General features: G+C 61.9%; 23 protein-coding genes and 1 pseudogene. 17 read left to right on the forward strand and 7 right to left on the reverse strand.

Annotated elements, in window-relative coordinates:
• Positions 1-3: 3 nt before the first annotated feature.
• Both WBN73_RS08925 and WBN73_RS08930 read right to left on the reverse strand, forming a co-directional pair.
• The gene (locus tag WBN73_RS08925; RefSeq protein ID WP_337340194.1) at positions 4-1,656 is read right to left on the reverse strand and encodes an ABC transporter substrate-binding protein; all 1,653 of its coding nucleotides are present in this window, start codon (positions 1,654-1,656) and stop codon (positions 4-6) included.
• Positions 1,653-2,840: a C45 family autoproteolytic acyltransferase/hydolase gene (locus WBN73_RS08930; RefSeq protein ID WP_207595684.1), complete on the reverse strand. Its 1,188-nt coding sequence runs from the start codon at positions 2,838-2,840 to the stop codon at positions 1,653-1,655. The genes WBN73_RS08925 and WBN73_RS08930 overlap by 4 nt, the downstream gene beginning before the upstream one ends.
• A 149-nt stretch (positions 2,841-2,989) precedes the next feature.
• On the opposite strand from WBN73_RS08930, the gene WBN73_RS08935 reads away from it, so the two are divergent.
• The 6 genes from WBN73_RS08935 to WBN73_RS08960 all read left to right on the forward strand — a co-directional run bounded on the left by WBN73_RS08935 (position 2,990) and on the right by WBN73_RS08960 (position 8,034).
• Positions 2,990-3,838 carry a MurR/RpiR family transcriptional regulator gene (locus WBN73_RS08935; RefSeq protein WP_337340193.1) on the forward strand — a complete coding sequence of 283 codons (849 nt, stop codon included), beginning with the start codon at positions 2,990-2,992 and terminating at the stop codon, positions 3,836-3,838.
• Positions 3,839-3,840: 2 nt separating this feature from the next.
• Positions 3,841-4,956 carry a sensor histidine kinase gene (locus WBN73_RS08940; RefSeq protein ID WP_337340192.1) on the forward strand — a complete coding sequence of 372 codons (1,116 nt, stop codon included), beginning with the start codon at positions 3,841-3,843 and terminating at the stop codon, positions 4,954-4,956.
• Entirely contained in the window at positions 4,953-5,606 is a 654-nt protein-coding gene (locus WBN73_RS08945) for a response regulator transcription factor (protein WP_337340191.1), read from the forward strand. The genes WBN73_RS08940 and WBN73_RS08945 overlap by 4 nt, the downstream gene beginning before the upstream one ends.
• A gap of 65 nt (positions 5,607-5,671) precedes the next feature.
• Positions 5,672-6,493 carry a hypothetical protein gene (locus tag WBN73_RS08950; protein ID WP_337340190.1) on the forward strand — a complete coding sequence of 274 codons (822 nt, stop codon included), beginning with the start codon at positions 5,672-5,674 and terminating at the stop codon, positions 6,491-6,493.
• Between the two features lie 30 nt (positions 6,494-6,523).
• A complete protein-coding gene (locus WBN73_RS08955) occupies positions 6,524-7,240 on the forward strand; it encodes an ABC transporter ATP-binding protein (RefSeq protein ID WP_207595679.1) in 717 nt (238 codons plus the stop codon).
• Positions 7,237-8,034, forward strand: a complete 798-nt coding sequence (locus tag WBN73_RS08960) for a hypothetical protein (protein ID WP_280625536.1) — start codon at positions 7,237-7,239, stop codon at positions 8,032-8,034. Before WBN73_RS08955 ends, WBN73_RS08960 begins: the two co-directional genes overlap by 4 nt.
• 68 nt (positions 8,035-8,102) lie before the next feature.
• Here the strand turns inward: WBN73_RS08960 and WBN73_RS08965 are convergent, their stop codons facing one another.
• Positions 8,103-8,909 carry an alpha/beta fold hydrolase gene (locus WBN73_RS08965; RefSeq protein WP_337340189.1) on the reverse strand — a complete coding sequence of 269 codons (807 nt, stop codon included), beginning with the start codon at positions 8,907-8,909 and terminating at the stop codon, positions 8,103-8,105.
• 324 nt (positions 8,910-9,233) lie between these two features.
• Between WBN73_RS08965 and WBN73_RS08970 the strand changes: the two genes are divergently transcribed.
• From WBN73_RS08970 to WBN73_RS21440, 6 genes and pseudogenes are all read left to right on the forward strand, one after another.
• Entirely contained in the window at positions 9,234-10,550 is a 1,317-nt protein-coding gene (locus tag WBN73_RS08970) for an ABC transporter substrate-binding protein (protein WP_207595676.1), read from the forward strand.
• A gap of 63 nt (positions 10,551-10,613) precedes the next feature.
• Complete coding sequence (locus WBN73_RS08975; RefSeq protein WP_337340188.1) at positions 10,614-11,699, forward strand: carbohydrate ABC transporter permease; 1,086 nt, start codon at positions 10,614-10,616, stop codon at positions 11,697-11,699.
• Positions 11,696-12,598 carry a carbohydrate ABC transporter permease gene (locus WBN73_RS08980; RefSeq protein ID WP_280625528.1) on the forward strand — a complete coding sequence of 301 codons (903 nt, stop codon included), beginning with the start codon at positions 11,696-11,698 and terminating at the stop codon, positions 12,596-12,598. Before WBN73_RS08975 ends, WBN73_RS08980 begins: the two co-directional genes overlap by 4 nt.
• Positions 12,598-14,055, forward strand: a complete 1,458-nt coding sequence (locus tag WBN73_RS08985; protein WP_337340187.1) for a GH1 family beta-glucosidase — start codon at positions 12,598-12,600, stop codon at positions 14,053-14,055. The genes WBN73_RS08980 and WBN73_RS08985 overlap by 1 nt, the downstream gene beginning before the upstream one ends.
• 45 nt (positions 14,056-14,100) lie before the next feature.
• Positions 14,101-15,120: a LacI family DNA-binding transcriptional regulator gene (locus WBN73_RS08990; protein ID WP_207597414.1), complete on the forward strand. Its 1,020-nt coding sequence runs from the start codon at positions 14,101-14,103 to the stop codon at positions 15,118-15,120.
• A gap of 29 nt (positions 15,121-15,149) precedes the next feature.
• Positions 15,150-15,941: pseudogene (locus WBN73_RS21440) on the forward strand (Gfo/Idh/MocA family protein); the annotation flags it as partial.
• A gap of 166 nt (positions 15,942-16,107) precedes the next feature.
• Here the strand turns inward: WBN73_RS21440 and WBN73_RS09000 are convergent.
• Positions 16,108-16,395, reverse strand: coding sequence for a helix-turn-helix domain-containing protein (locus WBN73_RS09000; RefSeq protein ID WP_337340186.1), 288 nt, complete (start codon positions 16,393-16,395; stop codon positions 16,108-16,110).
• Positions 16,395-16,886 carry a DUF2975 domain-containing protein gene (locus WBN73_RS09005; RefSeq protein ID WP_207595671.1) on the reverse strand — a complete coding sequence of 164 codons (492 nt, stop codon included), beginning with the start codon at positions 16,884-16,886 and terminating at the stop codon, positions 16,395-16,397. Before WBN73_RS09005 ends, WBN73_RS09000 begins: the two co-directional genes overlap by 1 nt.
• 192 nt (positions 16,887-17,078) lie before the next feature.
• Here WBN73_RS09005 and WBN73_RS09010 point away from each other — a divergent pair, with 192 nt between their 5' ends.
• The 4 genes from WBN73_RS09010 to yczE all read left to right on the forward strand — a co-directional run bounded on the left by WBN73_RS09010 (position 17,079) and on the right by yczE (position 20,932).
• The gene (locus WBN73_RS09010) at positions 17,079-17,645 is read left to right on the forward strand and encodes a type 1 glutamine amidotransferase domain-containing protein (RefSeq protein ID WP_280625520.1); all 567 of its coding nucleotides are present in this window, start codon (positions 17,079-17,081) and stop codon (positions 17,643-17,645) included.
• A 132-nt stretch (positions 17,646-17,777) separates the two neighbouring features.
• Positions 17,778-18,377, forward strand: a complete 600-nt coding sequence (locus WBN73_RS09015) for a TetR/AcrR family transcriptional regulator (protein ID WP_337340185.1) — start codon at positions 17,778-17,780, stop codon at positions 18,375-18,377.
• Positions 18,374-20,218 carry an alpha/beta fold hydrolase gene (locus WBN73_RS09020; RefSeq protein ID WP_337340184.1) on the forward strand — a complete coding sequence of 615 codons (1,845 nt, stop codon included), beginning with the start codon at positions 18,374-18,376 and terminating at the stop codon, positions 20,216-20,218. Before WBN73_RS09015 ends, WBN73_RS09020 begins: the two co-directional genes overlap by 4 nt.
• Positions 20,219-20,302: 84 nt before the next feature.
• Entirely contained in the window at positions 20,303-20,932 is a 630-nt protein-coding gene (gene yczE, locus WBN73_RS09025; protein WP_207595667.1) for a membrane protein YczE, read from the forward strand.
• Positions 20,933-21,174: 242 nt separating this feature from the next.
• Here the strand turns inward: yczE and WBN73_RS09030 are convergent, their stop codons facing one another.
• On the reverse strand, positions 21,175-21,771 hold the full coding sequence (locus WBN73_RS09030; protein ID WP_337340183.1) for a TetR/AcrR family transcriptional regulator: 597 nt from the start codon (positions 21,769-21,771) through the stop codon (positions 21,175-21,177).
• A gap of 159 nt (positions 21,772-21,930) precedes the next feature.
• On the opposite strand from WBN73_RS09030, the gene WBN73_RS09035 reads away from it, so the two are divergent.
• Complete coding sequence (locus WBN73_RS09035) at positions 21,931-22,704, forward strand: SDR family oxidoreductase (protein ID WP_207595665.1); 774 nt, start codon at positions 21,931-21,933, stop codon at positions 22,702-22,704.
• Positions 22,705-23,044: 340 nt separating this feature from the next.
• On the opposite strand, the gene WBN73_RS09040 is transcribed toward WBN73_RS09035, so the two are convergent.
• Positions 23,045-23,833 (reverse strand): hypothetical protein, encoded by a 789-nt coding sequence (locus WBN73_RS09040; protein ID WP_337340182.1) that lies wholly within the window; start codon positions 23,831-23,833, stop codon positions 23,045-23,047.
• Positions 23,834-23,993 lie beyond the last annotated feature (160 nt).

The following is a 23,993-nucleotide window of genomic DNA, read 5'->3' on the forward strand; positions in this document are numbered from 1 at the left end:
GCGTCACTTCTTGCTGCTGCCGACGTCCGCGGCCCACGGGTAGTAGAGGAACGATGCCGACGACGGTGCTCCGGTGATGTCTTTGGCCATGGCGATGGTTGCCGGTGTGTGAGCCACAGGGATCCAGACCACGGCGTCGGTCCACTGCTTCTCCAGTTCAATGGCGAGCTTGGCGCGGGCCGCATCATCGGTAGTTGCCTGGGCCTGTTTGACCTTGTCGTCGTAGCCATCACCCGCGAACTTTACGAAGTTGACCTTCGCCGTGGAGGCTCCGTTCTTGTAGAAGCCCACGGGGTCATTCTTGGAGATGTAGTACTCGTCGGAGAAGAGATCAGCCTGGGCTCGCAAGGAGGCGTCCGAGTAGAAGTCGCCGTACTGCTGGCGCGGGATCGTGACGATTTCAGCCTTGAGGCCGATCTTCTGTGCTGCTTCAACCAGTGCGCTGGAGATGACGTTCCTGATGGAGTCGCCGCTGTTGGCAACAACGATCGGTTCCGCGGGCACGCCGGCTTCCTGCACCAGTTTCTTCGCCTTCTCCAGGTCTTCCTCGGACGGCTGCGCGGGTGCGCCGGTCAATGCATCGTAGGCGCTGCTGAACGTGGGCTCTTCGTAGCCCCAAGCGCCCGGACCCACCGGCGTCTTCCAGGGTTTGGCCAGCCCGCCAAATGCTGCCTGGGCTACACCCTGCCGGTTGAGGGCCAGCGACAATGCCTGCCTGATCCGCTCGTCCTTCAAAGCTCCGCGCTCGGTGGCGATGAGCGACCAGACGTTGGTGGACGGCCCTTGGGCGATCTGGACCTTGTCGCTCTTCTGCAGCGGTCCGGCCGTGGCAGGGCTGTCCAAGTAGGCACCTTGGGCTTCGCCGCTGGTCAAGGCATTCACGATCGCATTGTCGTCAGCCCAGCGGAAAGTCACGGCGCTGGTCAGGGAAGCGTTGTCAGCGTCCCAGTAGTCAGCGGCCTTGGTGAGGGTGATGTTGGAACCTGCCGACCACTTCTCGAGTTTGAGGGGACCTGAGCAGGCGTCAGGAGCCGACGGCGACCCGAAGTTGGCGCCTTGGGCTTCAACAACCTTGCGGTTCAGGACGATACCGCCGTTACCGGCCATGGCCTGGAGGAAGATGGCGTCGCGTTGCTTAAGGGTGACGGTGATCTGGTTTTCGCCCGTCTTGGCCATGTCGGTGACGTTGGCGTATTCGTCTGATTCGTCGGCGCCCTTTGCTGCATGCCGCTGCATGCTCCAGAGCACGTCATCGGCGGTCATTGGAGTGCCGTCGTGGAATGTCACGTCCTTCCGGAGCGTAAACACCACCGTGGTGTCCGAGGTCCATTCGGCGCTCTCTGCCAGATGAGGCGTGGTGGTCAGGTCTGGCTGGAGTTTCATCAGGCGTTCGCAGACGTTGGACATGATGGTGTTCTCGGCCGTACCGCTGTCCTTGTCCAGATCGAACGTTGCCGGCTCCTGGGTGATCATCCACGTGAACGAGTCGATCGGGCCTGCAGCTTCAGAGGTGGTGGGGCCGAAGGAAACATCGGTGGGGGTGCTCTGGGCTTGCGGACCTGCCGCGTTGCAGGCACTGATCGCCAGAGTGAAGGCGGCTGCACCGGCGATCACGCCGGTCCGGGCAAAAGGCTTGAATCTATCGTTGCGTTTCACAGTGATACCTCTGCAATGGTGGGGTTGAGGGAGTCGTGGGCGGAACCGGGCCCGTCGTAGAGGTTCCAGGGCATTTGTTCGTAGTGGTGGTCGCACGGGGTTCCGTTGGTGACCAGGTAGTCACCGCTTGTGAGGTCAACACAGCTTGAGAGCAACGTGGACCACTGTCGGACACGGGGGCGGCGCTCGTCAGGGTGGGTGCACACGGATTCGGGGTAACCCAGGTGGTCCGACATCGCTGACTTGATAAGTTCGCGGGAGTGCACGGTGCTTGTGGCGGTGCGGACCCGTTCCAGCCCCCGTCGCGCTTGTGGAACCCGGAAGAGGGAATCCACGGAGACCGGACGGTAAGTGGCTGCCAGTTGTACTGGCATGAAAGCTTCGTAGTGGTTTCCGTGCACCAGCACCCCGGATGTGTCCGGGTACATCCAACCGTTGCTTCCCGGGGTGGTTTCCACGTCAATGGAGAATCCGGAGCGGTGGGACAGCACGGCGTTGCTGGCGATGTGGGGCTTCTGGCGGAAGAGCGTGTTCAACGCATCCGGAAGTTCTGATTGATCCAACACCATGCGCCGGATGAAGGTCTGCGGCATCCCGAGTTCGTCGTTGAACCGGCCACCCAATCCGTTGGCGTTGAGGGCAATGCCGGCGGAGTTCGCTCCGTGCCGGCCAATCTGGCCTGCCTCAACCTGCATGATCAGCGTGGGCTTGGGGTCCTGAATAACCCGCAGGATCATCACGGTGTCCTGTGCGCCGTGGCGCCAATCCCAGTTTTGGCCGACGTACATGTGGCCATCACCGGATGCACCATCGGTCAGTACAAAGGAAGTGCACCCGTCCACGTTGTCGCGCTCTTCGGGTTCAGGCGCCTTGGCAAAGCCAGCGTCGTAGATGATTTCACCGCGAAGGTTCAGCACCATGATGTCCAGGACGTCCCGGCCACTGCCTTCGGCGATGCCGCGCATTTCCGTGACCAGATCCGGCGCAGTGTCAGTGCACAGCCCCATCCAGCGCTCGGCCCGCCCGCGCAGTTGCTCCCAGGTCAGTCCCGTCTGCTGTTGGAACGCTTCGGTGTAAAAATCGATGGCTTTGGTGATCAGGTCTGCGGCAGCGTTTCCGTACTGCCTCCCCCGCTCCAGGGGAGGTCCGGAGATCTCCACGATCCGCAAGGATGTGTTGCTCATATCCGTAGGGCCTTTCATTCGGTTGGGGCTCACTGTCATCCGCGGCGGGAAGGGGTATCTTTGGAACAACCGTTACAAGTGAGGGCTTCTTTAGAATGAACAATACATCCAATGTGACTTCTGTAACAGACGTTACGAAAAATCAGGGCATGATTAACCTGCGTGGTCGTGTCCGCGAGCATTGGGACAAGCTCTCCAAGGCCGAGCGGACAGTGAGCACGTTCCTCACCAACAGCTCTCCCGAGCGTCTTCTCTACGCGAGCGCGCAGGAGCTCGGCGCCGAGAGTGGGACCAGCAGCGCCACGGTGGTCCGAACGGTTCAGTCGCTGGAATACTCCGGATTGCAGGAACTCAAAAGAGACATCGCCACCCCCTTCACCTCAACGGTGGCGCCGGAAGTTCGCATGCAACAGCGCATCGACCACATGGGTGCCAGCATCGAAGACATCTGGCACAACGTGTGGTCCGAGGCCAAGGACAGGCTGGAACTCGCCTCCAGCGCCGACCCGGCGAAGGCGATCGCTCCCGCCGTCGAACTCCTCATGAGAGGTTCCACGATTGTCAGTTACGGTGTGGGCGCGTCCGGAATTGCCGCCCTCAACCTGGCCCTGCGCTGTAACAGGATCGGCCGGCGGGCCAGGTGCATCTCCAGCGACGGCTTCCGGCTCGCGGATGATTTGCTCCAACTTGGGAACCAGGACGTGGTGGTCGTCTTCGCGCCGGGACGTGTAACGGTCGACGTCGAGGTGCTGCTTAAGCGAGCACGTTCAGTTGGTGCGTCAACCGTTCTACTGACGGACGAACCCGACTCCGCCCTGCACGACCTGTCCGACGCCGTGATCCTCGCTCCACACACACCCACCGGCATGACCACTGAGGCGTTGCCATCGATTGTGCTCAGTGATGTCCTGGTTCAGGCGCTGGTGTCCGTTGACCACGAGCAAGCAGTGGAGTCGTCGCACCAACTCACGGCACTGCGGGAGCAGTTGGGGTACTGACTGTGACACAGGCCCGCTCTTCCGTTTTCCGCAGGACGATCGCCCCCGCCCTGCTGAACGGATTGATCGGCCTCATTGTGGTGGCGGGGCTTTGGATCACCGTTGCTCCCCCGGAACCACCTGGCAGGCCTGTTCAACTGGTCCTTGGCGCACTGCTTGTCCTGGGTCTCTGCCTTCGGTCACGGTTTCCTTGGCTTGCAGCCGTGTGGACCGGCGTTGTGACGGCGGTGGGATGGGCCTTCGGAATGACGGAGGATCCTTTCCTGGTCACCGGGTTCTGTCTCTACGTCGCCGCGGAGCGATTCGGCACCCGCTTGTTTCCCACGTGGCTGGTCGCGCTGGAAGTTCTTCTGTTCGCATGGTTGCTTCTGGTGTCCGCCGAGGGCGCCGAAGCGAGCATTCGGGGGGTCATCCTGGGCGCTGTCATCATCGGTGCGGCATGGGTCCTGGGCATCCGCACTCAACGCATGCGGTACGAGACCGAGCGCAATGCCCGGGCTCAGGAAAGGCTCCGCCTCGCCCGCGATATCCACGATGTTCTGTCCCACACCCTGGGAGGGATCGGAGTGCGGGCCGGCGTCGTAGCGCATGTGAAATCATCCACCACCGACGATCTACGGTCCGCCTTGCAAGGAATTGAGTCCGATGCCCGGGATGCGTTGGGTGAATTGCACGTCCTGATGCTTCAGGAACGTGATGAAACTGCTGATGAGGCCCCACCGGGAAGACTCGTGGAATTGGTGCAGGAACTCTCCCGGCCGGCCATACGGGCCGGCATATCAGTCCACATCGACGCCGATCAAGGCGCCGGGGATCTTCCCGCTGCGCAGCGAACCACGGCTTACCGCATCATTCAGGAAGCCCTCACCAACGTGATCCGTCATTCCGGAGCACAAACCTGCCGGATCACTATCAGGACCGAGGGCGACCACCTGAGAATCATCATCCTCGACGACGGCCCGGGGGCAGCTTTGGCTTCCAAGAACGGTCACGGACTCACAGGAATGCGTGAACGGGCTCAGTTATTGGGAGGAACCTTCGACGCAGGACGGGATGCCAGTGGATACCGCGTGGCTGTTTCACTGCCGGGAACTGCAGGGAGGGTGGAAACCCGATGAATGAGATCAGTGTTCTCATCGCAGACGACGATGCTCACATCAGGACGTCACTGCGCTTATTGATCGGCGATGAGCCGGACATGACCGTCTCCGCCGTGGTTGCCGACGGTGCAGAGGCAGTGGATGCCATCATCCAGCATCAACCCGACGTGGCGCTTATGGATGTTCGAATGCCTCGAATGACCGGGCTTGAGGCTGCAGGCATGCTGGCCTCCCGGAAGTCACGCACCCGGCTGGTCATGCTGACCACCTTCGATATGGACGACTATGTCTACCAAGCACTCCGCCACGGAGCATCAGGCTTCCTCCTGAAGAACGCCCCTCTGCCGGACATCCTCAAGGCAATCCGTACCGCCCATGAAGGAAACGCCCTACTCGCCCCGGAGATCACTCGCCGTCTCATAGACCGCTTCACCCTGCAACCGGCCGCACACGACCGTATCAGCGAACTGACCGTCCGCGAACGCGAGACCTTGACCCTCATCGGACAAGGCGCATCCAACAACGAGATTGCGGCCGCCTTGTTCCTCACGCGAACCACTGTGCGGACTTACGTGAGTCGAATCCTCACGAAATTAGGCGCACGGGATCGGGCCCAACTCGTTGTCATCGCCTACGAGGGCGGACTGGTGGGTCCTTCGACCGTCTAAGTGGGTGCCACGACTGTCGACACCTGCAGACAGACAAGTAGTGCTGAGCCGGATTGACTTGAGTTATGCCAGCATCTTCCATAGCGACCTTCGGCGTGCGGCCGGGGTCACGAACCACCATGGCCCGCGCCGTCAGGGCCGAAACCACCAAGCTCCTCACCCTGCGGCTTTGCCTCAACACCATGGTTGGAACTGTCATGCTGGCAGTGCTTCTGTCCTGGGTACTAACGAACCTCATCGCGGCCGCACATAGGGCTGGCAGGCCGGAAGAGGCAGCCGGACTCTTAGGAGGAACCGCTTTTCTGGTCATCCTTCACTACGGGCAGATCGGGGTAATTCTCCTTGCGGCATGGTCGATGCACCAGGAATCGGACAGCGGTTCTCTCCGAAGCACCTTAATCAGCCTCCCGCAGCGAAGCGCCGTGTTGGCAGCCAAAGCAGTCGTGGTCGTCGCCGCTGCATTTATCACGGCTGTCCTGAGCGTGTTCGGGTCGGCAGGGATTCGTTGCGTGGCCATCGACTGCACAGCCGAAAGCAGCCAGATAGCAGCGACTCCACAAGCCACATCCGGAGTCCTTTGGGGCGTGATCCTTTACTGGGTCCTCATCGCCGTATTCACCTACGCATTGTCGGTGGTCCTGCGCAGCGGATTGGCGGCCATGGGCACGGTCTTGGCGATGGCCCTCATTGTCTCCACCTACCTGGTGAACATCACACCCCTTGCCAAGTTTCTGCCGGATCAGGCGGGAGCCCAGCTCTACCAGCTTCCGCCTCCTACGCCGGGCGACTTAGGGCCCGCGACGGGTGGGGTGGTCCTCGCGGTTTGGGTGGCCGCAGCGCTGATCACCGCGCATCTTCTGTTTCGCCGCCAGCCGGTTCGCCGCTAAGTGACATCGACTACCCAAGGAGACCAGACAATGATCGAGATCAAGAATTTGAGCAAGAAATACGGGCAGTCGGACGGAATCATCGACGTCTCGCTGACGGCCGAGCCCGGGAAAGTCACCGCCTTCCTCGGTCCGAACGGCGCCGGCAAGTCCACAACTTTTCGGCTGCTTCTAGGCCTCGACCGGGCGGACAGCGGGTCCGCTCTCATTGAAGGAAAGCCCTACCAGGACCTCACCGCTCCCCTGTGGACGGTGGGAGCCCAGCTCGATGGCTCAGGAGCCCACAAGGGCCGCACGGCAAAGGCCCATCTCATCTGGATGGCTCAATCCAACGGCATTCCGCTTTCCAGGATCCGTGAAGTTCTGGAGCTCGTCGGGCTTTCGGACGCCGCCCGGAAGCGCGTGGGAGCCTACTCACTGGGTATGGGCCAGAGACTCGGAATCGCCGCGGCCCTCCTCGGCGATCCGCACGTTATTGTTCTTGATGAACCCACTAACGGCCTGGACCCGGAAGGAATCCGCTGGATCCGTGAACTGCTCCGGACCCTCGCCGCCAACGGTAAGACGGTCCTTATCTCCAGCCATCTCATCAATGAGGTGCAGCACGTCGCTGACCACATCGTCGTCATTTCCGGTGGCCGCATTGTTCAATCCGGAAACGCCAGCGATCTGGTAGCAGGTCACCACGACCTGGAAGCCGCCTACTTCGATTGGACCGGCAATGCGACCAAAGGAAACGCCGCATGAGTTCACTCGTGGCCACCGCCAGTAAACCCAGCCTGTTCCGTGCCGAACTCACAAAACTCATCACTTTAAGGTCTCTGTGGATCACCGCAGCCCTGACGTGGCTCATCGTCGTCCTCATCGGGTGGTCCCAAGCGGGGCCGGTTGGGGACGCGCTCCGAACCAATGACCCGGGGCTGGCTCCTGGCGCGAGTCCGGAAACGGTCGGCTTCGATTGGGTTGCCCTGGGACTGATTGGAATCATTGTTATTGGCGTCATTTCCGCATCAAGTGAGTACGTGTCGGGCCAACTACGGACCAGCCTGGTGGCAGTGCCGAACCGCGAGCGCCTGTATTTGGCCAAGTGCGCTGCGTTGACAGTGTTCGTCACACTGCTGGGTGTTGTGACCATCCCGCTGTTGAGCGTGCTGTCTCAATCCGGACTTGGGGAGCTTTCCGTGATCAACGGGACCATTCCGGCAAGCCTTATTCTCCGTTGGGTCGGTGCCATAGCTTTCTGGGATGCCATAGCCCTCATAGGTTTCGCCCTTGGCGTCTTGCTCAAGCAGACGCTGATCCCGCTGTTTACTCTCATTGTGGTGTCACAACTGTCGCTGATGTTGCTCCTGCTGACTCCGGCCTTTGCCTATCTCCCCACCGTGGCCGGGGTTCTGCTGTTCGACCCAGGCTTGGTTACAGGGTCCTACCCGGACGCGGACCTGGGTACTCTCACCGCAGCGATAGTAACGTTCACCTGGACGGCCGGCCTCGTAGCCTTTGCAGGATTCAAGTTCAGCACGCGTGATGTCCGTGGCTAGCTGAACCACGACGGCGGTCCTCACCGAATGCTCGGGCGAAGACCGCCGTCGTGGTTAAGCTGAAGGCGTCAGTCCGCGGCCTCGCGTCCCATGGACCTTTCCACCCGGCCAAGCCACTCCCAAAGGAGGGCAGCCGTTAGCTCCGGCTGGTCCAGGTGCGCGTTGTGACCCGCTCGATCCAGGACGGCGGTGGTGGACTGTGCATAGCTGCGCGCCAGCGCAGTCTGGTCCTCAAACCCCACCACATGGTCCTGACGACCGGCGAGAATCAGCGCGGGTCCTTGAAAGTTGGCGAAGCGACTTTCCGGCTCGGCACGGAGTGTGTAGTTGCTCGAGATCCGTTGGATCGCGGCTTGATCGAATACGCGAAACCCCGGCAGGGCCGCGTCTCGGAAAAGAAACCAATTCTCGGGAGATTGGACCACGGCCATGGCCTCATAGTCGGCCGCGTCCGCGGGTTCCAAGGCCGCCAGTAGGGTCGGGTCTGCTTGGAGCACTGTCTTGGCAGGCAGGGTTCGGGACCCGTGATCCGCAATGACCACTGGGCAAAGGAGCGCCAGGCCAAGAACCTGCTCCCCGAATTCGGCCACCAGGTGACGGGCGATCATGCCACCGAAGGAGTTTCCGAGGACCGCGAACCTTTCGGCACCGAAGGTTTTCCTGGCAAAGGAGACCACCACTTCGGCCACGGCATCCGCGCTATCGATCTCGGGTCCTGCCGCGGATTGGCCCATGCCCGGCAGGTCCACGTAGACCCGCCGCCACTGACCATGAGCATCGAACACGGGGTCGAGCCCCAGCAGTAGGCGATGATCGACACAGAATCCGTGGATGATCAGGATTGGGGTCCCCGCCCCATTGTCAACAGAATGCACCCTCGAACGCTAACACCGGTGGCATATGACCGCGACCGCGGGTCAACCGTACGGGTCGAGGACTCGTGGGCATCAACTATGGGCGGAGCGTGCCCACCGAGGGGTGAGCTTTCGGCAATAAGAACCCTCCATGACCCCGAGACCTAACCCCTCGGCAGCATGAGAGCTCACCCCTCGGCGGCACCGACGCACGAAGACACAGAGCCAACTCCAGAGAGCGCTCTCTTGACGTACGTGACTTGCAGCACATACATTGGTCCCACATCCCAGAGAGCGCTCTCTCGCCATAGGCGTACGGTCGCTCGAACACACAAAGGAGTGATCGTGGAGTTTTCGCGACTAAGGAAATTCACTGCCCTGGCGGGCGTAGCCTCTCTTGCCCTCGTGGCGGCCGGCTGCAGCGGCGGAGGCGACAAAGCGGCGAGCGCAGACAATCCCGTCACGCTGACCGTGACCACCTTCGGCACTTTCGGATACGACGACCTGTACGCCGAATATGAGAAGCAGAACCCCGGAGTCACCATCGAGGCCACCAACATCGATCGCGGTTCCAACGCCCGGACCGATGCGTTCACTAAGCTGGCCGCCGGCTCCGGACTCAGCGACGTCACGGCCATCGAGGAGGGCTGGCTCGGCTCCATTATGGAGGTTTCGGACCAGTTTGTGGACCTCAAGGAGCACGGCGCCGAGGACATCAAGGGCAACTGGGTGGACTGGAAGTTCAAGCAGGGCACAGACCCCAATGGTCGTGTGATCGGTTACGGCACGGACATTGGACCGCAGGCTTTGTGCTTCAACGGCAAACTCTTCGAGGCAGCAGGCCTGCCGAGCGACCGTGAGAAGGTCGCGGAATTGTTCGGCGGCAAGGATGCAAGCTGGGAAACGTACTTCAAGCTCGGCCGCCAGTACAAAGAGGCCACAGGCAAAGCCTGGTATGACCAGTCCGGCTTCGTCTGGAACTCCATGGTCAACCAGATGGACGAGGGTTACTACACCAAGGACGGCAAGCTGAACGTCGAGGGCAACAAGGAAATGCGGGCGAAGTTCGACATGCTCGCTGCCGGCACTGCCGATGGCCTGTCCTCCAACCAGACCCAGTTCGACTGGGGTAACGGCAAGGCATTCGTGGACGGCTCCTTCGCCACGCACGTTTGCCCGGCATGGATGCTCGGCACCATCAAGGGCCAGCTCGAGTCAGCAGGCGGAGGGGCAGCCAGCGGCTGGGACGTAGCCGACGTCTTCCCCGGCGGTGCTTCCAACTGGGGCGGCGCTTTCCTCTCGGTCCCCAAGAGCTCCAAGCACCCCGCTGAAGCAGCCAAGCTGGCAGCATGGCTCACCGCACCTGAACAGCAGATCAAGCAGTCCGCTGCAGCGAACAACTTCCCGAGCACCCTCGAAGCACAGGCGAAGATCGTGGAAGCAGCAAAGCCGAACGAACTGTTCAACAACGCTCCCTACGGCGCCATCTTTGAGTCCCGCGCAGAAGGTGTCATCGCCCAGTTCAAGGGTCCGGATGACTCTGTGATCCAGGAAAACGTCTTCGGACCCGCCCTCAAGATGCTCGATTCGGGCAAGGGCAACGCCGATCAAGCCTGGAATGAAGCCGTCAAGCTCCTCAACGACCTCGTGGTCAACAACTAGCAGCACCCGGCCGTGGGGCCTCCGGGAAACCGGAGGCCCCCTCACAGAGTCTGAGACCCGACCATGACCACCACCTTGAACCGCCCGGCCGCCGGTAGAACGGCTGCCACCAAACCGAAACCGTCGTTCCGGCAACGCCTCAACGTCTTCGACATGAAGGCGTCCCCGTACCTCTACATCGCCCCGTTTTTCATCCTGTTTGCCCTGGTAGGCCTCTTTCCCCTGGGCTACACCTTCTTCGTCTCCCTCTTCGACTGGCACCTGCTCAAAGGCCAGGGCGAATTCGTGGGATTCCAGAACTTCGCTGAGGTTCTTCAAGACAGGTTCTTCTGGAATTCCCTGTTCAACACTGTCAGCATCTTCCTGATTTCCACCATCCCCCAGCTGATCATGGCCACCATCATCGCCGCGGTGCTGGACCAGAACCTGCGCGCCAAGACCTTCTGGCGCATGAGCATCCTGCTCCCCTACGTTGTGACTCCCGTGGCGGTCGCCATGATCTTCACCAACATGTTCGGCGAGCAGTACGGCCTCATCAACAACATCCTGTCCAGCTTCGGCATCGATCCCATCATGTGGAAGAACGACACCCTTCCCAGCCACATCGCCATCGCCACCATGGTGAACTGGCGCTGGACCGGCTACAACGCGCTCATCCTCTTGGCCGCCATGCAGTCAGTACCGCGCGATATCTACGAATCCGCAGCAATCGACGGCGCCGGCTCCGTCCGCCGCTTCTTCAGCATCACGCTGCCGAGCATCCGGCCCACCATGGTGTTCGTCATTGTCACGGCCACCATCGGCGGGCTGCAGATCTTTACCGAGCCAAGGCTCTTCGATCCCGTAGCAGCCGGCGGAACGGCACGCCAGTTCCAGACCACCGTGCTGTACCTGTGGGAGATGGCTTTCCAGCGGCAGAACTTCGGCAAGGCTTCCACCATCGCCTGGCTCCTGTTTCTGATCATCCTGCTTTTCGGCATCGTGAACTGGCTGATCTCACGCCGTATCGCCACCAATGGCGATGATCGCGGAGCAGCCAGCCGCCGCCGTCGGAAGCGTTCCTCCGCTGCGAATACAAAAGCGGACGACGCCGGCCTCACCGCCCAGGCGGCAGCGGCACCAGACTCAACCCCGAGGAGCGGGAAATGACCCTCACGCAAAACCGGCCACAAACCCCGGCTCCGCAGCAGACCTCCCGAGCCCTGACCGCTAGGAAAGCACTCTTTGGCAACGGCCGGCGGCCCGGCTTCCTCACCTATGGGTTGCTGCTGGCGTTCTTCCTGGCCTCCGCCTACCCGCTGTGGTGGTCCGTGATCATCGGCAGCCGCTCCAACGAAGCCCTCGGGGAGACCTGGCCGCCGCTGTTCCCTGGTGGCAACTTCTGGACCAACGTTGGGGAGGTCTTCGACACCGTCCCATTCTGGCTGGCGCTCGGCAACAGCGTCCTGATCTCGGGCATCATCACCGTCTCGGTGGTGGGCTTCTCAACCCTGGCCGGATACGCGTTCGCCAAGCTGCGCTTCCGCGGCCGCAACTGGCTGATGGTTGCGGTGATCGCCACCATGGCCATCCCTACGCAGCTCGGCATCATCCCGCTGTTCATGCTGATGCGCACGCTGGGCTGGACAGGTGAGATCGGCGCCGTCGTGATCCCTACCCTGGTCACAGCGTTCGGTGTCTTCTTCATGCGGCAGTACTTGGTGGACGTGATCCCGGACGAGCTCATCGAGTCGGCACGTATGGATGGCGCGTCCATGATCTCCACTTTTTGGCATGTTGCACTGCCGGCCGCGCGTCCGGCCATGGCAATCCTGGGCCTCTTCACGTTCATGACGGCATGGACTGATTTCCTCTGGCCCCTGCTGGTGCTCGACGCCGGCAACCCCACCTTGCAGACGGCGCTCAGCCAACTGCAGTCGGCCCGGTACGTGGACTATTCGATCGTCCTGGCCGGCGCCGTCATGGCAACACTTCCGCTGCTGGCACTCTTCGTCCTGGCGGGCCGTCAACTTATTTCCGGAATCATGCAAGGAGCAGTGAAGGGCTAATGCCATTCGAAGCAACAAACCACCCAGCGGTCACCCCCTTTAACAGGGAGTGGCCCAAGGGCTTCCTCTGGGGCTCGGCCACCGCCGCAGCCCAGGTGGAAGGCGCCAGCCACGAGGGCGGCAAGGAAGATTCCGTGTGGGATGCTTTCGCCCGTATTCCGGGTGCCATTGCCAACGGCGAGACGCTGAAGGACGCGGTGCAGCACTACCACCGCATGCCCCAGGACGTCAGGATCATGAAGGAGCTGGGCCTGGATTCCTACCGGTTCTCCACCAGCTGGTCCCGTGTCCGGCCTGGCGGCCGTTCCGCGAACGCCGTCGGCCTGGACTTCTACTCCCGCTTGGTGGATGAGCTGCTCGACGCCGGCATCCTCCCTTGGTTGACCCTTTACCACTGGGACCTCCCGCAGTCGCTGGAGGAGAAGGGCGGCTGGGCCAACCGCGACACCGCCTACCGCTTCGTCGACTATGCGAACGATGTCTATTCAGCACTGGGTGACCGTGTTCAGCACTGGACTACGTTCAACGAACCGTTCTGCTCCTCACTCCTGGGCTATGCGGCCGGCGTTCACGCTCCCGGCCGTCAAGAGCCGGAAGCAGCCGTCGCAGCGATCCACCACCAGCACCTCGCCCACGGCCTGGCGGTCAACGAGCTGCGGAGCCGCGGCGCCCAGCAGTTGGGGATCACGCTCAACCTCAGCAACTCCATCCCGCGGGATCCTTCCGATCCCGTAGACCTCGACGCCGCGCGCCGGTTCGATTCGCTGCAGAACAGGATCTTCCTTGATCCGATCCTCCGTGGCGTTTACCCGGAGGACACGCTCAACGACCTTGAGCAGTTCGGCATCCGGGACGTCATCAAGCCCGGCGACCTGGAGATCATCGGCGCTCCCATCGATTTCCTGGGCGTCAACCACTACCACGATGACCTCATCAGTGGTCACCCCACTGATGAACACGGCGACGGCCACTCGGGCGGCGCAACCCGCCCGACGTCGTCGTGCTGGATCGGTTCGGAGGACATCGCATTCCCCAGCCGCGGCCTGCCGCGCACTGCCATGAACTGGGAGGTCAACCCGGACGGGCTTCGGAAGCTCCTGGTGCGTCTTGGCGAGGAATACCCCACGCTGCCCCCGCTGTACATCACCGAAAACGGTGCCGCTTACGACGACGTCGTCAGTCCTGACGGGGCGGTCCATGATGTCGAGCGGACCCAGTTCGTGCTGGATCACATCACGGCCGTGGGCGAGGCACTGGACCAGGGCGCCGATGTGCGCGGCTACTTTGTGTGGTCACTCCTGGACAACTTTGAGTGGTCCTGGGGTTACGGCAAACGCTTCGGGGTGGTTCGCGTGGATTACGACACCTTTGAGCGCACGGTGAAGGACAGCGGACTGGCTTATTCCCGGGTCATCGCCTCAGCCAAGGCTTCTGCCACGGCCACAGTGAACGCCTAAAGTAGCCTTCAGAGGCATACTTTTTCTTACGTTCCGGAGATGACCATGACGCAGGACACCAGCGGCCCCCGGCCGGTACCCACCCTTGAAATGGTGGCTGCCTTGGCCGGGGTGTCGCGGGCCACCGTGTCCCGCGTGGTCAACGACAGCCCCAGTGTGGACCCGGAAATGGCGCAGTCCGTGAGGAAAGCCATCCTCGCACTCGACTACACGCCCAACCGCGCTGCCCGTTCCTTGGCCAAACGGAGGGCAAACGCGGTCACGCTCATCGTTCCGGAGTCGACATCCAAGGTCTTCGCGGATCCGTTCTTCGCCTCGGTGGTGCAGGGCATCGCCTTGTATCTCACCGACACGGAGTACACCCTGAACATGGTGATCTCCTCGGAGTCGAAGCCGGAGAAAACCCGCAGCTTCTTGCTCGGAGGCAACGTGGACGGCGTCCTGGTGGTGTCGCACCACAGCGGCGACAACTCCTGGACGCACCTCTCGGGGTCCCTTCCCATGGTGTTCGCAGGACGCCCCTTGGTAGGTGGCAAGGAAAGCTATTACGTGGATGTTGCCAATGAGCAGGCGGCCTACGAGGTCACCAGGTTGTTGACGCAGAGCGGCCGAAAGAACGTTGCAACTATTGCCGGTCCGCAAGATATGCCCCCGGGCCTGGATCGCCTGGCGGGGTGGAGGACCGCTGTGCGGGAGGCAGGTCTTGGGGAAAGTTTGGTGGAGGAGGGCGACTTCACGTTGGCCTCGGGCGCCAAAGCCATGCATCGATTGTTGGACCGCGGCGTGCCTGTTGACGCCGTTTTTGCAGCGAACGACCAGATGGCTGCCGGCGCATACACCGCCATTCAAGGGCGGGGTTTGCGCATCCCGGAGGACATCGCCGTCGTGGGTTTTGATGACGATTCCTTTGCCACCTCCGTCACCCCCGCCCTCACCACCGTGCATCACCCGATTGTTGAACTCGGCAAGAAAATGGCCGAGACCCTGGTTCACCTGATCGAGGGCAAGCCGGCGGAACGCGTCAACAGGATGCCAACGTCGATCGTGATCCGCGATTCCGTCTAGCTTTAGCCCGTGCCTTGAAAGGCTCTTCCATGCTTCCTGCTCCCGTCAGCACCGTCGCGCCTTCCGTCGCGACAGGCCGTCCCATCCGCTGGGGAGTTGTGGCCACGGGCTCCATCGCCTTACGCGTGGTGCAAGACCTCGCGCTCTTGGAGGACGCCGTTCTCCAGGCGGTCAGTTCGCGCTCGGAGGCGTCGGCCCACAGCTTTGCCGGGAAGTTCGGCTTTGCAGCGTCTTATTCGGATGTCGGAGATACGCCGGGCTATGAACGGCTGCTGGCCGATCCCGCCGTCGACGTCGTCTACATCGCCACGCCTCATGCGCAGCATCATGCTGTCGCGCTGGCCGCGCTGACGGCGGGGAAGCATGTCCTGTGCGAAAAGCCCATCGCCATGAACGCCATACAGGCACGGGAGTTGGCGGATCTCGCCCGGAAGCGTGGACTATTCCTGATGGAGGCAGTGTGGACCCGGTTCCTGCCCAGTTTCTGCCGCGCGGTCGAAATTTTGCAGTCGGGGGAGATCGGGGAGCCGCGCTGGCTCCAGGCTGACCTCGGTTTCGTGCCCGCCTTCGATCCCACAGCGCGGATCTGGGACCCGGCCGCAGGCGGTGGAGCGTTGCTGGACCTCGCCGTGTATCCACTGACGTGGGCGCTGGGAGTTTTCGGTGAGCCTCGAAACATGGTCGCCACCGGAGTCCTGACTCCTGAGGGGGTGGACCTGCAGAACTCCCTCACCTTGAACTACCAGAGCGGCGCGCAGGCGCAGCTGATCACCTCCATCGGCGCGGAATGCCCCAGTGTAATAACAGTGGGAGGCACGGAAGGTTGGTTGCGGTCCTCTGCTCCGCTTTTCAATCCGGCCGAACTCACTATTCAGTCACGCATCGGCACGCCGCGGACGGAGAAATTCGAGGTGCTCGGACACGGATTCAGTTACGAGCTGCGTGAGGTGACGCGTTGCCTGCAATCCGGGCTGACCGAGAGCCCGTTCATGACTCCAGCGGAGTCGGTTGGGTCGATGGAACTGCTGGATGAGGCCCGCCGGCAGATGGGGTTGCGGTATGCGAGCGATCAGCAGACTCCCACCGCAGCAGGTCCCCCGGCTGGCACTCCAGCACCTCACACAGCGCTTCGAGCGTAGTAAAACGCACGGCTTTGGCACGACCGTTCTTGAGTACGGCCAAGTTCGCCGGGGTGATGCCTACCTTCTCGGCGAGCACCCCGACGGGCATTTTGCGCTTGGCCAGCATGACGTCAATGTCCACGATGATCGGCATCAAATCACCTCGTCGAGCTCGGCCCGCAACCCGGCCGCCTCAACGTCCCGGGCAACGGCCTGCGCAAGGAGGGTCCGCAGCACCAGCACCAACAGCGCCACTCCCCCGATCATCAACGCTGCGCCACAGATCAGCATGACGACTCCCGGTGCGATATCGCCGGGCGCCAGGATCACTGCGATGCCAAACATCAGCACTGCTGCGGCAGCGATGGCACCAAAAATCACGTCCACAAAACGGAACGCTCCGTGCGAAAAGACCGTCCCACGCCGCACCATCGTCAGCAGCCGCCACACACAGACCGCAACCACCTGGACACACAGAATTCCCAGGACCACGATGACCAGCAACGCAATCCGCGGCCCATCAGGCGCACCCGCCTCCACTAGGTCGTTGGAAAGCAGGGGCACCATCCGTACCTGCACGAACAGCGAACCCGCCAATACCATCGCGATCACTATGCGCAGGGCGAGGATCGTCAGCTTTCCCATGGACACTCCTTTATCGAACAACAACCTGATTCTATCGATATTCGATACGTAAGCAAGTAGCGGATGCGACGGCAAATTAGTCAGCTTGCTTAGTAAAGCTGCATTCCCTAGGCTTGAGCAGGTCAGACAAACAACTCTCACAGTGGCGGCCCGCGCTTCAAAAGCACCCCGCCGCGCAATGGAGGAGGAACAATGTCAGAACACAACATCGCAGGCAAGAAGGTCGCATTCCTCTTGACGGACGGCGTGGAGCAGGTGGAACTCACCAGCCCATGGCAGGCGGTCAAGGATGCCGGCGGCGAGCCCACCCTCGTAGCTCCCTCCAAGGGAAAGCTCCAGGGCTTTAACGGCGTGGAAAAGGGTGACACGTTCGACGTCGACCTCGCAGTCGCCGACGCGGATGCCTCCGAATTTGACGCACTGGTTCTTCCGGGCGGCGTCGTGAACGCCGATCATCTCCGCGTCGACAAAGATGCGCAGAACTTCACTCGAGCCTTCTTTGAGCAGCACAAGCCGGTGGCATCCATCTGCCACGGCCCGTGGATTCTCATCGACGCCGGCGTGATCAAGGGCCGCAACGTCACCTCGTATCACACACTCCAGACGGATTTGAAGAATGCCGGCGCCAACTGGACCGACGAGGAAGTGGTGGTGGACCAGGGCTTGGTCACCAGCCGCACCCCGGACGACCTCCCCGCGTTCAACGCCAAGGTGGTCGAGGAGATCTCCGAGGGCCAGCACGCCGGGCAGACCGCTTAGCGGTCACCCACCCGCATACGGCAAGTGCCGCCGTCGTACTTTTACAAGAAGTACGACGGCGGCACTTGGCGTTTCACGAAGACTGGCTTCTTGAGAGTTTGCAAAATATGTAGACCAGTCTATTATTTTTCCATGGCCTCAAAAGGAAACCTGACAAAAGCACGGCTCGCAGAGTCCATGCTCCAGCTCATCCAGACCAGCGGATACAGCGGCACCGGGCTGAATGCTGTGATCGAACACGCCGCAGCTCCCAAGGGGTCCATCTATTTCCACTTCCCCGACGGGAAGGAGGGCCTGGGCATCGCAGCGGTCGAGCTCGCCGCGAAGCAGTTCGAAACGCTCATTGCGGAGGCAGCAACTTCCGCCGGCAGCGCGGCTGAGGCTGCCCGGGCCGCGATTGAGGCTTTGGCCACCATCGTCAGCGAGAGCAACTTCCGACTGGGTTGCCCGGTTTCCGTGGTCACCCTGGAGATGGGCGCAGAGAGTGAGCGGCTGAGACAGGCGTGTGCCGCTGCCTTCGAGGCGTGGATCGCCCCGACGTCCGCGCTCCTCGAGGCCAGCGGCGTTGACGCCAAGGAAGCCCGGTCTCTGGCAACCGTTGTTGTATCGACGATTGAGGGGGCGGTGATCGTCTCCCGCGCCATGCAAAGCACCCAACCCCTGTTATCGGCCGCTGACGTCGTGGCGGAACTCATCAACCAGCGCTGCAAGACGGTTGGCGGGACACGATGACGCCTCACGAAAACCCCCGTCACGCCCTGGTCTTCGGGGCATCAGGAATGGTCGGCCGACACCTCGTCCTGTCCCTCGCCAAAGCTGGCGCGAACGTCACAGCGGCAGTTCGGACCGCCGAGTCCGGAGCGGGTGTCGAGCGATGGGCCAAGGAGCATGGTCTGACACGGAGCATCAGAACGACCATTGTCGACTTCGATGCTCCCGAGATCATCGCGGGCGGGCCCTCGGCATTCCCGTCCATCACCGAGATCCACAACTGCGCCGGGTCCTACCGATTCGGAATGACCGCCCAAGAGGCACGCAGTGCGAACGTCGGCATCGTCGAGAAGCTGATCGACTTCGCCGGGGACCTCCCCAACCTGCAGCGCGTCGTCCATGTGTCGGGCTACCGCGTCGGCGGACAGGACCCTAAAACCGTTCCATGGACAGAGGACCACCGCGCAGCGGTCTACAAGGAACTTGGCGCCTACGAAGCCTCCAAGGTGGAATCCGACGCCGTCTTCCAGGCCCGGGCCCTGGAGGGTGGAGTCCCTTGGACCATCGTCAATCCCTCCAGCCTGATCGGCGACAGCGTGACCGGGGAGTCCGACCAGCTCATCGGGCTGGCCACCACCATCGAGCAGATTTGGAACGGCACCGTAGCCGCACTGCCCGGAAACGGCTCGACGTTCCTCCCGGTGGTCACGGTCGACTATCTGGCAGCCTTCATGACGGCAGCAGCGGTCGATCCTGCTGCTGCAGGCAAGGCGTATTGGATTCTCGACGACGCCACCCCGCCGCTGGCAGACCTCCTGACCCATGTCGGCCGGCACCTCGGCGTCAACGTCCCACGGCTAAGGATGCCGATCGGGATCATCAAGCGGCTCCCGCAGCGGATCACCAAAGCGGATCCCGAGACGCTCACCTTCATGTCCGCCGACCGCTATCCGACAGAGTCCGCCGTCGAGTTCGCCCACAAACACGGGATTCAGATGCCGGATGTTCTGGTGTCCGTGGAGCGGTGGGCCGACCATCTGGCCGCTCATCGGTTTGGCGCCGACATGTCTGACGGTCGTCGATTCGTCGACGTCGGCGGTCTGCGCACATTCGAGCTCGGCGTACCCGGGTCCAGCCGTGTTGTCCTTCCCGGCTTGCCGGTCAATGCAGACACGTGGGCAGCCGTGGCGTCGGGCATCGGCGCGCGTGTCGTCGACCTGCCCGGACTCAGCCTCAGCAGTGGAACAGGCGTTCAGGACTGGGAACAGTGGCTGCCAGCTCTACTGGACGGCGAACCCGTTGACCTCATCGGCCACTCCATTGGTGCGGCTGCGGCAGTATTGGCGGCTTACCAGCTCCCGGCACAGGTCAAGTCCCTCACGCTGATCGCACCGTTCTTCCTTCAAGCCCCGATGGGTATTTCGGCCAAACTATGGCCGCTGGCAACCACCTACTTGCGACACATTGACGCCGCACGGCTGTCACGCCAGCTGACCGGATCAGAAGCCAGCGCCGCTGCTCTCACGTCCAGCCTCAGTGACCTCAAGCGAAGCAGCGCCAAGAGGGTGGCCAAGCATCTCGCCCTGGCGGGCTCCAAGCAATGGCGTGCTGAACTACGGGAAGCGCTGGGGCGTTTCAGCGGCCCGGTCCGCATCATCGTGGGAAGCGAGGACCCCATCACCCCAGGAGCAGTTGAGCAGCTCGAGTCACTTCCAAATGTTGAGCTGATCACGGTGACGGGCGCCGGGCACCATCCTCAACTGACGCATGGCGATTCTCTGGTGACCCTGATCAACGGAATGTCCCGTGTGGACACGGCTCCCGAGGTTTCAACCGCTGACAGGCATACGGGTGCCTTATGAGATCCACAGGGGCGTGAATCTGGAGGTAGCCAGAGGTCCAAACTGGCTACATATTTCAGAGCCAGTTTGGGGGAGGCTGGTGTGATGTTGGTACGCAGAATCATTCAATTACTCGCAGGCCTGTCACTCTTCGGCTTTTCCATCGCCGTCCTCATCAAAGCTGGACTTGGAATCTCCCCTTGGGACATCTTTCATCAAGGTCTGGGCCGGCTGACGGGAATCAGCACCGGAATGGTCATCATCGCGGTCAGCTTTCTCGTGCTCCTCCTATGGATCCCCCTGAGGATGCGCCCGGGTTGGGGCACTCTGGCGAACGCCGTGTTGATCGGCGCCTTCGTCGACTTGTCGATACCTTTGATTCCTCAAGCCAACGGACTCCTCTGGCAAGTCGTCTATCTTGCCGGGGGGCTGGTGCTCCTGGCCGTCGGCAGCGCCTGCTACCTTGGGGCCTCCTTCGGCCCAGGTGCACGGGACGGGCTGATGACCGGCCTGGCGCAGCGGACCGGCTGGTCAATCCGCACTTGCCGCACATTGATCGAGGTAACAGTTGCCGCAGCCGGCTGGTTGCTGGGCGGGACCCTCGGGATCGGTACCGTGGCCGAAGCGTTTCTGATCGGACCGTTGATTCAGTGGCTCATGCCCTTGTTCAGTGTTCCTTCAGGCCCTCGAGAACCCTCGCCGGACAACCCACTGAGCAAGTCGGCCGCCTCCTGAGCAGCAACCGCAGATGCCGGTGCGGCGCTTAGGCTATTGAGGCAGGCGCAGTCCACCCACTTCCAACCGTCTGATCAGGCGTTCCACTTCCTTGGAAGTGGAACCGTGGCTGGGACGATCCTGGGGAAGCCGACACGCTCACGGGTTGCCGGAGTTCTTCAGAGTGGTGGCGGGCTGGCTTCACGCCCTTGCTGCACCCCGGCGGTCTGGACTGGCCGCGTGGCGTCTGGCCGTGTCGCTTGTTAGGCCCCGATGGCGGTGATGGCGTAGTGGGCGATGCGGAGGAGGTCCTCATTGCTTGCGCCGTCGCGGGCTTGCTGGCTCATTCCTTGTAGTGTCGCGCCGACGAAGGCTGCCATTGCATGGGTGTCGGTGGATTTGGAGATCCGGCCTGCTTCGCGGTCCCGGGTCAGTACTTCTGCCATGGCCAGGATGTTGTCGTTGCGCATTTTGGACAATCGTTCTGCGACGTGGCGGTTCGCGGAGGTGACCGCGACGGCGGAGCTGATCACCAGACAGCCTCCCGGGAATGTCTTTGACGGGTAGTGGTCGGCGGCTTCTATCAGCAGCCGACGCATGAGTTTCAGGCCGCTCTCTTCTTCTGCGAACGCGGTGGACATGAAGCTTCCGTGGGTTGCGTTGTAGTGGTCCACGACGGAGAAGAAGAGGTCTTCCTTGGAGCCGAAGGCCTTATACAGGCTGGGTGGGTTGATGCCCATGGCTTTTGTGAGCTCCGCCAAGGAGGTGCCCTCGTATCCGCTGTCCCAGAAGACCAAAGTGGCTGCTTCCAGGGCGTCGTCGATATTGAATTTCCGGCCTTGGCCTGCTTTTCCTGACATCGTCGTCCTCTCGTCGTTCCTCTCAAGAAGAGCCCCCAGCAGCCGGCATCTATTCCGGCTGCCTCCACGAGAGTGGTTTTTCATGCTGTGGTCAGCGCCACAATAAGTTTTCGAAATCTTTCTTGTAGTGATCGCTAAACGTATGTAAGTATCTCATTCATGAGCGAAACACACAAAGACCACATCGCCGTTGTGACCGGAGCCAGCCGAGGGATCGGTGCGGCAATCTCCTCCCGCCTTGCCACCGCAGGCCTGACTGTTGCTGTCCACTACGGACACGACGGGAAGGCGGCCGCCGAGGTGGTGGCCTCAATCGAAGCTGCGGGAGGAAAGGCTTTCCCTTTCCAGGCAGACCTTGGAGCCGACACCGCAGCACAGGATTTTTGGGCCGCCTACGACAAAGCCGCTGCAGAAGCCGGCGCCTTGAACCAGCCGATCCACGTCCTCGTGAACAATGCCGGGGTCACCCTGCGCGGGGCCATTGAAGACTTCAGCCGGGAAGATTTCCTAACCCAGCAGGCCGTTAACGTCAACGCACCCTACTTCATCGTCAAGGAAGGGCTGACCCGGATCGCTGACGGGGGCCGCATCGTCAACATCTCCTCCGGCGTGACCCGCATAGCGTTCCCGGAAATCATTGGCTACGCCCTCACCAAGGGCGCGATTGAGGCCTTTACCCTGACTCTCGCCAAACACCTCGGGCCCAGGGAAATCACGGTGAATTCGGTCGCTCCGGGTGTCGTGGACACCGACATCAACGCTGGTTGGCTCCGCGGAAACGACGAAGCCCAGGCCGGGGTAGCTGCCAGCAGCGCCCTGGGTCGAGTGGGCCAGCCCGACGATATCGCAAGCGTCGTAGCTTTCCTTGCTTCCGACGAAGCGCGCTGGATCACCGGGCAGAAGATCGACGCCACCGGCGGCACCAACCTCTAACCCACCAGCACCATCTGGACGCGTGCAGCATCCGCGTTCGGCGCGGCAGCGCCCCTAAGCCGCTTAGAAGTGGGACACCATTAGCGGGACACTCCCCCATCAGTCAGGAGTCGCGAGAATGTGAATGTTGGCGATAAATGGCGGTTTTCTTGCGCCGCTCCGTGTCGCCTCGAATCACTCACCCAGGGCTAGTGCGGGGCCAGCAGGCAACCTCCTCCGGCGCCCGCTCGAACTCGCCTCGAAACCCCAGCGTTTCGAGACACAGAGCCTATGAGACACCCCGGTGAGTTCAGAGAAGGAGTCGGAGACCGCGGGCGGGATCGCCTATCGGATCAGCTGGTCACTTGAAGGACCTGAACACGATCGAGTCGAAAACGGCGCGCGCCTCTCTTATCAGCTCCGGATTGATCGATTCGTCGATATAGCCCACCGCAACGACAGCCCGTCGGCCCTCCACGTCGACCACCCGGTAGGTCTCGTGTTCATTCTGAGTCGAGTACCAGTGTGTGCAGTGGTACTGCATTTCTGAGTGGATGCAGAACTTGCCACTGTCGCAGGCCGGGATGTCCACGTCGCCCTCGACCGAGTGGTCGAACTCGAAGCCGGGGTAATCGCCCACCATGATCTTGACAGGAGGAGTGCTTGCCGTTGATGACTGCGCCGCCATAGCCCTAGTGAAGGCCCAGTCCGCAGGACCGACATCGGCAAGGGCACCCCTCCAGTTGCATGCGTCCATCGACACATAGAACGCGGACCCAAGGGTCAGGTGGACGGCCCATTCAGCCGGGTGATCCGGGTCATCCTTGCCCAGGCTATTGCCGTCGAGAGCAGACCAGCCGCCTGGAACGGTGATCTCGAAAGGCTCCTTGTAGCCGTCGACGGGGACTAGATATGTGCCGGCGTCGATATCGCCACTCTTCGGCAGCGGCGGGACCGTGCGAGGGTCGCGACTCTCAGGCAGCGGCGGGACCGTGCGAGCCTCCGTCATCGGAGAACTGGCAGACGGCAGGGATGCGTCGTCGGACTCATACTCGCACCCGCCGAGACATCCAATCAGTGCGATAGTCAGCAAGGGCAAGAGATGGCGTGACCGCTGAGCGGCCTTTTCGATGGGTGTCATGGAACTCATTGATCCACCAGGCCACTACAAGCTACTGTGAGGCCCCGCAGCCGGGTGGCCTCGCAGGCGGTCCGAGATGGGATGCCGTCGCCTCAGTCTCCTCCGGTAGAGAACCCGTGACAATGAGAGTTGGATGGAAATGAGTTTCGACTCATGCAACCCCCGCAAT

It is taken from the genome of Paenarthrobacter sp. CCNWLY172 (assembly GCF_037402035.1).
Lineage (GTDB): Bacteria > Actinomycetota > Actinomycetes > Actinomycetales > Micrococcaceae > Arthrobacter.